This window comes from Novosphingobium sp. 11B (assembly GCF_054589055.1).
On record NZ_BAAILP010000114.1, the window covers coordinates 186,245 to 196,096 of the forward strand.

Below are 9,852 nucleotides of genomic sequence, written 5' to 3' on the forward strand. Positions count from 1 at the left end.
TCCAGCGCCTCGCGCCCGCTGTCGCGGCCGTAGCCGGACTGCTTTACGCCGCCGATCGGCAGGCTGGCGTCGTACATCGAGTGGCAGTTGATCCACACCGTACCCGCCTTGATCCGCGAGGACAGGCGATGCGCGTGCGAGAGCGATTCCGTCCAGACGCTGGCGGCGAGGCCGTAGACGCTGTCGTTGGCCATCGCGACGACTTCTTCCACGTCATCGAACTTCTGCACGGCGAGAACCGGGCCGAAGACTTCCTCGCGCACGATCTCCATGCTGGCGGTCACGTTCGCCACCACGGTCGGAGTGATGAAAGTGCCGGCCGGACCAAGGCGCTCGCCGCCCGCGACGATGGCCGCGCCTTCGCTGCGCGCACCGGCGATGAAGCCGCTGACGCGTTCGGCCTGACGCGCGTTGACCAGCGGCCCCATCTGCGTCGCCGGGTCAAGACCGTGGCCGAGCTTGAGCCCGCCGGCATAAGCCGCCAGCCCCTCGACCACCTGATCGTAGACCGAGGCGTGGACATAGGAGCGCGACCCCGCCACGCAGACCTGTCCGGCGTTGAAGAAGATCGCGTTCGCCGCGCCGGGAATCGCGAGGTTCAGGTCGGCATCGCCCATGATCACGACCGGCGACTTGCCGCCCAGTTCAAGGCTGACGCGCTTGAGGTTGCCCTTCGACGCGTCGAGAATCGCCCGGCCCGTCGCAGTGCTGCCGGTAAAGGCAACCTTGTCGACGTCGTGATGCGAGGCCAGCGCCGCACCCGAAATCGCGCCGCGACCGGTGATCACGTTGAACACGCCGTCGGGCAGGCCCGCTTCCTGGATCAGTTCGCCCAGACGAATCGCCGAGAGCGAGGTGTCCTCGGCCGGTTTGAGCACGACCGCGCAGCCCGCCGCGAAGGCCGGGGCCAGCTTCATCGCGGTGAGCACCAGCGGCGAGTTCCACGGCACGATCGCCGCAACGACGCCGACGGCCTCGCGCACGGTCCAGGCGCGCATTTCCTTGCCCTGCGGCTGATAGGTGATCGACGGGGTGATGGTCTGCCCCTCGATCGCCATGGCCTGCCCGGCGAAGAAGCGGAACTGGCCCACCGCGCCCGGAATCTCGGCCCAGCGCGCCACGTAGAGCGGCTTGCCCTGGTCGAGCGCTTCCAGTTCCGACAATTCGTCGATGTTCGCTTCAATAAGGTCGGCGATCTTCCAGAGGATACGCGCACGCTCGGCGGGCGGCGTCGCGGCCCACGGCCCTTGCGCCTTGCGCGCTGCGGCGACGGCGGCGTCCACATCGGAAGCGGAGGCGTCAGGGATCGTGCCGATGATCTTTCCACTGGCCGGATCGAGAGTCTCGACGACGGCGCCGTCCGCCGCATCGACCCACTGTCCGCCGATGAGCATGCGGGCGGCCTTGGGGGCATCGAGCAGCGCGGAAACGGCGGAACTCTGGGGCTTGGGGTCAAGTAACATCGGTTTTCCAATTCTGTAGGCCGGCATGGCCGAGTTTCCCTGTCCTGCGTTCTGCCACATGCCCCGGACGGCAAGGGGTGATCAAGGCCGAGTGATCGCAGCGCGAACATCGGTGCAATCACCGGATCACCTCCCGCCAAACTCGCTTATGCCGAAACAGGGCAGCGCGCCTCTTGGGACCAGAATTCGCGAAAAGTCGAAGGGCAGTCCTGCAGGCGGCGCACAGTCCGACACGTCGTTTTCAGTTCACTGGGGGACGGTCTTCGCGCAGTCGTGCAAGTCACGGCGACGTTTGGCGACCTTACCTGACAGGCATTTACTCATCGGGGGACGCCTTGCTGCTACCACTAGACAATTCACGCTCGCAGGTACTGGTCGCCGGTGGCGGCCCAGTGGGCATGGTGGCTGCTTATGCTCTGGCGCTGCAGGGGATTTCAGTCCGCGTTCTGGAAAGCGCGCCGACCTGCCTTGAGGACATGCGCGCCTCCACCCTCCATCCGCCGACGCTCGAGATGCTGGAAAAGCTCGGCCTGCGCCAGACGCTGGAAGACCAGGGCCTGCGCGCGCCGCTGTACCAATACAGCAACCGCAACACCGGCCGTACCTTCTCGCTCGACATGAGCGAAATCGGCGACATCACGCCCTATCCCTATCGCCTGCAGTGCGAGCAGTGGAAGCTGACCCGCCTGATCGCCGCCAAGCTGGCCGAGATGCCGAACGCGGAAGTGCTGTTCTCGCACCAGGTCGCCAACTGCGTGCAGGGCTCCAACGGTGTACAGGTTTCGGTCGAAACCCCGTTCGACATCAAGCTATTCCACGCGGATTACCTGATCGGCGCGGACGGCGGCAATTCCACCGTGCGCAAGTGGCTGGGCATCGGCTTCGATGGCTTCACCTACGACGAAACCTTCCTGACCCTCTCGACCGCCTATCCGATCGAGGAGCACCTGCCCTGGGTCAAGGAAGTGAACTACGTCAGCGGCGATCCGTTCTGGTGCGTCCTGCTGAAGGTTCCCGGTCTGTGGCGCGTCCTCGTGCCGCAGAAGTCGGGCGCTTCGGTCGCCGAAGTGACCAGCGACGCCGCCAAGGACGCGGTTTTCGCCGAATTGCTGGGCGTCAACATTCCCGTCCAGACCGAGCACCGCACCTGCTACCGCGTCCACCAGCGCGTGGCGAACAGCTTCCGTCAGGGCCGCATCATGCTGGCGGGCGATTCCGCCCACCTCAACAACCCGCTGGGCGGCTTCGGCATGAACTCGGGCATCCATGATGCGGTGAACCTGGTCGAGAAGCTGAGCCGCGTGATCCTCGAAGGCGCGGACGCCGAAGCGCAGCTCTCGCTCTACGACCGCCAGCGCCGCACCGTGACGCGCGATTTCGTGCAGGCGCAGACCATCGCCAACAAGGCGGCGGTAGAGGACAAGGTCGATGCCCGCGAAACGCACCTCGCCCACCTCGAGGCCGATGCCGATGCGCGGCACGAGTACATCGTACAGCAGGCGATGTTCCGCAGTCTCGAAAAGGCGGCCGCGATCGTCTGATCGTCCGAATCGCAAACAGATAGAGGCCCCGGCGGACGCAGGTTCGCCGGGGCCTTTGCGTATGGGCACGCCCGCCAGTCGGATAGTCCGGGCGATCTTTCGGACATCGGCAAAGCAGTCGATAAACTCGGCCTGTCCCCGATAAAGAAGGTTAGCCATGATCCGCATTCCGCTGCTTGCCGCAACAGTCGCAATTTCGGTGCTGGGCCTCGTTCCGGCTGCCGCCCATGCGCAGAGCGCCGCAGCCGCGACCAAGGCTGCCCTGCCCTACCTCACGATCGAGGACCTGCGCCGCAAGTATGCCGATGCGCAGAGCCGCTATGCCGTGATCGGCGGGCTGAAGATCCACTACAAGGATGAAGGGCCCAGGAACGCACCGGTGCTGTTCATGGTCCACGGCTCGGAAAGCAGCCTGCGCACGTGGGACCGGATCGCACTGGCGCTCAAGGGCCGCTATCGCATCATCCGCTACGACATTCCCGGCTACGGGCTGTCCGACGGCGCCACCGACACCGCTGCGAAGACGATGCAGCCGACCGACATTCCGGTGGAACTGCTCACCCGCCTCGGCGTGAAGAAGCTCACGTTCGTCGGCGTGTCGAGCGGCGGCACGATGGGCATGTATCTGGCCGCCCGCCGCCCCGATCTCGTCGAGCGGCTGATCCTGTCGAACACCCCGTCCGATCCGGTGGATACCAGCCACCTCGTCATGCCCAAGTCGTTCACCGACGCGACCGAGCGGGCCAAGCAGACAGGCTTTCGCGACCAGACCTTCTGGAACGAATTCCTGAGCTATTTCGCAGGCGATGCTACGCGTATCTCCGCCCAGACACGCAAGGAATACTATGACTTCTACCGCCGTATCCCTGAGAAGAACCTGATCGCCCTCGTCGCCCGCATCGGCGATGGCAAGCAAGCCACCGTCGAAATGGCCAAGGTCCGCAAGCCGACTTTCCTGATCTGGGGCGCCGCCGACCACCTGCTGCCGGAATCGGCCGCTAATGCGATTGCGCGCTATCTCAAGAACGCGCAAATCTCGCGCGTGATGATGCCCGACGTCGGCCACTATCCGCCGCTGGAAGTGCCCGAGCGCTTCGCCCAGCTCATCGCCGCCTATGTCGAGGCGGGCACCCCCAATCTGCCTGCGGAAACCACCGCTCCCTGAGGCCGGAACCCGCGCCCGGCTAGTTACCGGGCGTGAAGCCCTCGCCCGCGATCCACCAGCGGAATTCCTCGAGCCAATGGTCGGTCGTGCCGCCGGTCTGCTTCATGCCGAAGCCGTGGCCGCCCCGCTCATACAGGTGGGTTTCGGGGCGGTAGCCGCTGGCGAACAGGGCATCGTAGAAGGGCCGGAAGCCATAGCCGACCGCCATGTCGTCCTGCGCCATGGCCAGGAACAGCGGCGGCAAGCGGCCCGGCGCGGGCTCGGCCGCAGGTCGCAACCAGGGATCGCTGGGCGCGCCTTCCGGATAGGGAAGGTTCGCGGGCGGGATTTCCGGCAGCTTCGCACCGAACGGCATGCCGTAGATCAGCCCGGCGAAATTGGGCCGGACGGCCTCGGGAGCAAAAGCCATCATGCCCGCGACATGACCACCCGCCGAAAAGCCGACGACACCGATGCGTTTGGGATCGATGCGGTACTCGGCCGCGCGTGAGCGTAGCAGCCGCAAGGTTTCCAGCCCGTCCGCAACGCCCGGATCGCCGCCGACACCGGCGGGAATCGTCGCGCCCACCCGCTTGCGCATCGCCTCGTTGGTCTCGCCGGGAAGGGTCTGGATCAGGCGATATTTGAGTACGAAGGCCGCGATGCCGTGCTCCGCCAGCCATTCCGCCACGCGCGTCCCCTCATGCCGCATGGCGAGCAGGCGAAAGCCGCCACCCGGCGCGATGATCATCGCCGCTCCCGTGGCCTTGCCGGGCGGGGGCAGGAACGCCTGATAGGACGGAACGGTGACGTTCCACAGCGTCTCGCCGTCATCGCGCAGTTCTTCGGTCACCGGGGCGCTGGCCTTGCCCGGCCAGCCCTTCAGCTCCGGCGCGCCCTTGGGCCAGATCACGGTGGGCGCCTGCACCTCCACCCCATCGGCCTGCTGGCCCGCAGGCGCATTGCCGAGCGTGGAAAGAGCGGCAGAGGCCGACACCGGGGAAAGAACAGTTACCGCAAGCAGCAAGGCGCAAAGAGAACGACGCACGTGCAATCTCCCTGAAACGGCCGAAATCCGGGTGGCCGAAAACCACCCGGATCATGCGCATTCAATGGAAATTATTATCAGTGATTACGAAAACTGATCGCACTTCGGAGAAGTGTTTGCGTCAGGCTTCGAGAATTTCGAGGGCCACGCGCTCAGCCGACTCCAGCGCACCTTCGAGACCGCGCGCGCCGGTGGCCGTATGCTCGCCGCAGAAGTGCAGGCGACCGGCGGGCTTGGACATTTCGGGGACGAGGCGACTCACCTGACCCGGCCCGAAGTAGGCCCAGTCGCCGCCGTTGAAGACTTCCTGCGACCAGCTGAAGTACGTGCGCGCCACCAGCTTGCCCTTGGCCGCCGGGCGCATCGCCTCGATCTGCGCAACGATCATTGCCAGCGCCTTGTCCCGGCCCAGACGGTCCCAGTAGTTGGCGAGGCCGCCGCGCGCCTGCACCAGCAGGCCGGTGACTTCCTCCGGCGTTGCGCCGTAGTGCTGCGGAATGACGGTGCCCGCGAGGCCGTCCGTCCACATGCCGGGCGACAATCCGTCCTCATCCCAGAACGGCGCGGTGGCGGTGAGGAAAGCCATCGACAGCGGCTGATAGGCGATCTGCGACACCGCCTCCGCCTGCGCGCCGGACAGGCCCGGCAGAATCTTCACGTAGCGTAGCGTCGAAAACGGCAGCGAGCAGATCACCCGCTTGGCGCTGAATGTCGAGCCATCCCGACAATAGACGGTCGAGCCGCTATCGGTGGCCTCGATCGCGACCACTTCCTTGCCGAGGATGACGTCGCCCTTGAGCAGCTTGGCCATGCCCATCGGCAAGTGCAGGTTGCCCCCCTTGACGCCGAAAGACTTTGTCCCCGCCTCGAACTGGGCCTTCACGAAGCCGTCGTTGAACTCCAGCATCAGCGCGGAGACGTCCCACGAATTGGTGCCGTAATAAGGCGAGACATCGTTGGCGAGGCGGATCGCCGGGTCCGAAAGCCCCTGCGCGCGCAGGAAATCGTGCAGCGGCACGTCGAGCACGGCGCTGGCCGGGTCGGTCCAGGCGTTCCAGTCCTTGAGCGGCGTGCGCTCGGCAACCAGCTTGTTTACCATCTCGGCAGGGAGCACCGATTTGATTGCATCCGGGAACGGGTTACCGGGATGGCGCGCCCATTCCTCACGCGTGAGGGGCTGGCCGTTCATCCACAGCATGGGCGGTTTGCCGACGCGGTATCGGCCGCCGATGTCCTCCAGCGTCACCCCGGCGCGCTGCGCGGCGTCGATGCCGCGGCCATAGCCCTCGCCCATCGAGTTGAAGCCCATCTCGGGATAGCCCGGCTCGTCCAGCAGCGTCATCACCCGCCCGCCGACGCGCTGGCGCCCTTCGAGCACGGCGACCTTGAGCCCCTGCTCCTCCAGCATCCACGCCGCCTGCAGGCCGGAGACACCCGCGCCCAGCACCAGCACGTCGAGCCCGGCCGCTGTCTTCTTGGCTGGGGCAGCGAGTGCTGCAGCAGGCAGCATCGATGCCATTCCCACACCGATCGCGCCATTGGCCATACCAAGGGTGAAGCTACGCCTGTCCATCGTCATGGCTCGAAGACTCCTAGACTCTCTTGCAGTGATCAACTGATTCGACACCCCAATGCCACGCCCGCGCGGGACCCGGCAGGCAAGCGATCAATATGACCGAACAGCGATCAATCGGACGCAAAAGGCTCGCGCGTGCACCTCCTGCAACTAGGCAAGGGGCAGCCGATGGGCATTTTCAAGACATCTTATGGAGTGGCGATGATGGTGAACAAGGTCTCGCAACCCGGCATCCGGGAAGCCATGCCTCTGCTGTGTAACAACGAAGGCGTGTGGGAAGGCTGGTATCGCTACTACGACGCGAAGACCGGCGAACTGACCGACCAGCATCGCTCGCGCCTGTTCTGCCGCCTCGTCGGCGAGCCGGGCCACGAGGAATACCACCAGACCAACCACTACTTCTGGGACGACGGCCGCGTCGATGTGCGCGACTTCCCGGCGTGGTACGAAGACGGCCGCATCCGCTGGGACAACGAGCTGATCAAGGGCTGGGCCGCCGCGATGCAGCCGGACGACTACAATCGCTCGACCTGCCTCAACTGGACCCGCCACAACGAGCCCGGCATCTATCTCTACGAGATGATCCAGGTGAACGAGGACTTCACCAAGCGCGCCCGCACCTGGCAGTGGTTCCGCGACGGCGAATGCTACCAGCGCACGCTGATCGACGAACGCCTCGTCACCCGCGACTGGCAGAACTTCCAAGACACCGGCGCTCCGCAGAACTGAACGCCCTGCACGGCGGGGAGTGCTACCGATGGCCCCTTCCCGCTGGCAAGGCTGGACAAACCCGAGCCCGACGATCAACGGTGACGCGCATGGACCTGGTCAAACTGCAACGCATGGTGGCGATCTACGAAGCCGGGAGCTTCCGGCAGGCGGCGCGCGATCTGGGCATCTCCCAGCCCGCCCTGACCTGGAGCATGCACCAGCTCGAGGAAACGCTGAACGGCCGCCTGTTCGAGCGCGGCCCGCGCGGCATTCGCCCGACGCCACTGTGCGACCGTCTGGTCCGCCGCGCCCGGCTGATCTTCCGCGAACAGGAGCGCATCCTCGACGAAGTCGCCGACAGCACGCACAACCAGACGATCAACATGGGCGTGCACTCGATCTTCCTGACCGACGCCTTCGCCCGCTGCATCGCCGAGTTTTCGGAGCAGTACCCCTCGACCACCTTGCGGGTATTCGAGGGCTTCAGTTCGCAGCTCCTCGGCCGTCTCCAGCAGGGTGAGGTCGACTTCGCCTGCTGCGCCATCCCGGCTGACGATGAACATGGCGGCACCCTGCTGACCGAGCCTTTGGGAACGCTCAACTATTCCGTCGTCGCGGCCGCCACGCACCCGGTTTTCGACGATATCGCCAAGCGCCGCCCGATCTCCCAGTACCGCTGGGTGGAGTTCGACACCGCCATTGTCGGCGCATTTCCGGGCCAGAGCGACATCGTCTCGGTCATGGCGACGGCAGGCCGCGATGTCGCGCGCAAGAGTGTGCGGACGGCCTCGATGGACGTTATTCGCCTGCTGGTTCTCAGCGGCGACTTCATCGGCCTGATCGCCGACGAGCGGGTTGCCGAGGAGCTGGAGAACGGCACCCTCAGGCGCGTACCCGGCACCGAGGTCACCGCCTCGCAGTTCGGCTTCGTCAGCATGGCGGAGAACTTCGAGACTTCGGCCTGCAAGGCACTGCGCGAAATTCTCGAGAAATCGGCCTTCGAACCAATGCGCAAGGCGCACTGAACGGCACCCAAAGGCACCCTAGCGGCACCTGACAACACCCTGACCGCGCCCGACAGCGCGGCTCGGGGCCAATAGACGTGCCTGCCTTGACCGTACTCAATGATCAAAAATTGTGATCGGCGATCCGCCGTATCTGTCTGGCGATCATTCGTGGGAGCTTGATCGACGCTGGCCCCGGCTTCATCCATCCCCATCGCGGCACATAGCCTCTCGGCCTCATGGAGTGATCAGCTCATGTCGAATAACACGTTTACCCGCCGCGAAGGCCTCAGCCTGGCGGCCATCGCCGCAGGCGTGGCGGCGCTTCCCACGGTGGCGTCCGCCGCCGGCAAGTCCGCGACGGCTGCGTCGCGCCTGAATTTCACCACCAGGCTGGACTTCAAGGACCCGGTGTGGAACCGCGATACGTATGCGCGCATCGACGGTGACGTCGATCCCACCAAGGAAAAGTGCGGCTGGCTGCGCGGCAAGGCCTTCGGCGTGCGCGACAACGAGAAGATCCGCCCGCTGTTCATCGCCGAGGGCTTCAGCTTCACCCGCATGAAGCGCCTGGACGACGGCAGTTGGCGCCGCATGCTGCGCGAAGTCGTGTTCTATCGCGACATCGAGACCGGCAAGCTGCTGGACACTTGGGACAACCCCTATACCGGCGAGAAGGTCAAGGTCGTGCCGATCGCCAACGACCCGTTCAACTTCACCATCAGCGACAAGGTCCCCGAGCCGCCGAGCTACGGCGGGCTGCAGAAGGTGAAGACCGAGCCCAAGCCGTTCCTGATGGACTGGATGGAGGGTCCGGAAGGCACCCTGATCGTCAACACCGACATCGACATGATCTATCCGAACGCGCTGCAGCCCGACAAGTGGCCGCGCGAATCCTCGGGCGTGATGAACCGCGTCTCCGAGCACTTCATCTACACCGTGAAGCGCGAGGACGTGCTGAACCCCAACCTCACCCACATCCCGCATATCGGCGCATGGACGCGCATGACGCCGTGGCTGCCCTGGATGCTGATGGGTCAGGCGCCCGGCCACATCACTTACTTCACCACGTTCCAGACGCTGCCCGGCGGCATCAAGGAACTGCCGCAGGACCTCGTCGAGGCCGCGCGCGCGATGGACGAAAAGTGGCTGCACTCGCCGACCGAGGACTACGGGCCTTCGCTCTCCAGCCTCGAGAACTACGCCCGCGAGCAGAAGCCCGCGCCGGTTCCGGCGGGCTGGTCCCCGCCGCAGCCCCCGGCCGCGCCGAAGAAGCTGGGCTGAAACCTTATCCTCCCTGTTCCGAAGGAATGGGGAGGGGGACCGCCCGCGCAGCGGGTGGTGGAGGGGGAGAAAACCCCGCCG

8 protein-coding genes are annotated in these 9,852 nt (G+C 65.5%); 5 read left to right on the forward strand and 3 right to left on the reverse strand.

What is annotated here, in order from left to right; genetic code table 11:
• On the reverse strand, positions 1–1,394 hold a 1,394-nt coding region (locus tag ACYPYD_RS10980), incomplete at its 3' end, for an aldehyde dehydrogenase family protein (protein WP_459663143.1).
• A 404-nt stretch (positions 1,395–1,798) separates the two neighbouring features.
• Between ACYPYD_RS10980 and ACYPYD_RS10985 the strand changes: the two genes are divergently transcribed.
• Positions 1,799–3,004 carry an FAD-dependent oxidoreductase gene (locus ACYPYD_RS10985; protein WP_231958333.1) on the forward strand — a complete coding sequence of 402 codons (1,206 nt, stop codon included), beginning with the start codon at positions 1,799–1,801 and terminating at the stop codon, positions 3,002–3,004.
• Between the two features lie 157 nt (positions 3,005–3,161).
• Positions 3,162–4,169: an alpha/beta fold hydrolase gene (locus ACYPYD_RS10990; RefSeq protein WP_036529009.1), complete on the forward strand. Its 1,008-nt coding sequence runs from the start codon at positions 3,162–3,164 to the stop codon at positions 4,167–4,169.
• A gap of 19 nt (positions 4,170–4,188) precedes the next feature.
• On the opposite strand, the gene ACYPYD_RS10995 is transcribed toward ACYPYD_RS10990, so the two are convergent.
• Positions 4,189–5,196: an alpha/beta hydrolase gene (locus ACYPYD_RS10995; RefSeq protein WP_231958332.1), complete on the reverse strand. Its 1,008-nt coding sequence runs from the start codon at positions 5,194–5,196 to the stop codon at positions 4,189–4,191.
• Positions 5,197–5,317: 121 nt separating this feature from the next.
• Positions 5,318–6,775 (reverse strand): flavin monoamine oxidase family protein, encoded by a 1,458-nt coding sequence (locus ACYPYD_RS11000; protein WP_459663137.1) that lies wholly within the window; start codon positions 6,773–6,775, stop codon positions 5,318–5,320.
• Positions 6,776–6,940: 165 nt separating this feature from the next.
• Here ACYPYD_RS11000 and ACYPYD_RS11005 point away from each other — a divergent pair, with 165 nt between their 5' ends.
• The 3 genes from ACYPYD_RS11005 to ACYPYD_RS11015 all read left to right on the forward strand — a co-directional run bounded on the left by ACYPYD_RS11005 (position 6,941) and on the right by ACYPYD_RS11015 (position 9,771).
• On the forward strand, positions 6,941–7,501 hold the full coding sequence (locus ACYPYD_RS11005) for a DUF3598 domain-containing protein (protein WP_231958331.1): 561 nt from the start codon (positions 6,941–6,943) through the stop codon (positions 7,499–7,501).
• An 89-nt stretch (positions 7,502–7,590) separates the two neighbouring features.
• Positions 7,591–8,508: a LysR family transcriptional regulator gene (locus tag ACYPYD_RS11010; protein WP_036529006.1), complete on the forward strand. Its 918-nt coding sequence runs from the start codon at positions 7,591–7,593 to the stop codon at positions 8,506–8,508.
• A gap of 234 nt (positions 8,509–8,742) precedes the next feature.
• A complete protein-coding gene (locus ACYPYD_RS11015; RefSeq protein ID WP_036529005.1) occupies positions 8,743–9,771 on the forward strand; it encodes a DUF1838 family protein in 1,029 nt (342 codons plus the stop codon).
• The last annotated feature ends 81 nt before the right edge of the window (positions 9,772–9,852 follow it).

Excerpts from the sequence above, each read along its gene's own strand:
- ACYPYD_RS11010 (WP_036529006.1), top strand. The coding sequence starts at position 7,591 with ATGGACCTGGTCAAACTGCAACGCATGGTGGCGATCTACGAAGCCGGG.
- ACYPYD_RS11015 (WP_036529005.1), top strand. The coding sequence starts at position 8,743 with ATGTCGAATAACACGTTTACCCGCCGCGAAGGCCTCAGCCTGGCGGCC.
- ACYPYD_RS10990 (WP_036529009.1), top strand. The coding sequence starts at position 3,162 with ATGATCCGCATTCCGCTGCTTGCCGCAACAGTCGCAATTTCGGTGCTG.
- ACYPYD_RS11005 (WP_231958331.1), top strand. The coding sequence starts at position 6,941 with ATGGGCATTTTCAAGACATCTTATGGAGTGGCGATGATGGTGAACAAG.
- ACYPYD_RS11000 (WP_459663137.1), bottom strand. The coding sequence starts at position 6,775 with ATGACGATGGACAGGCGTAGCTTCACCCTTGGTATGGCCAATGGCGCG.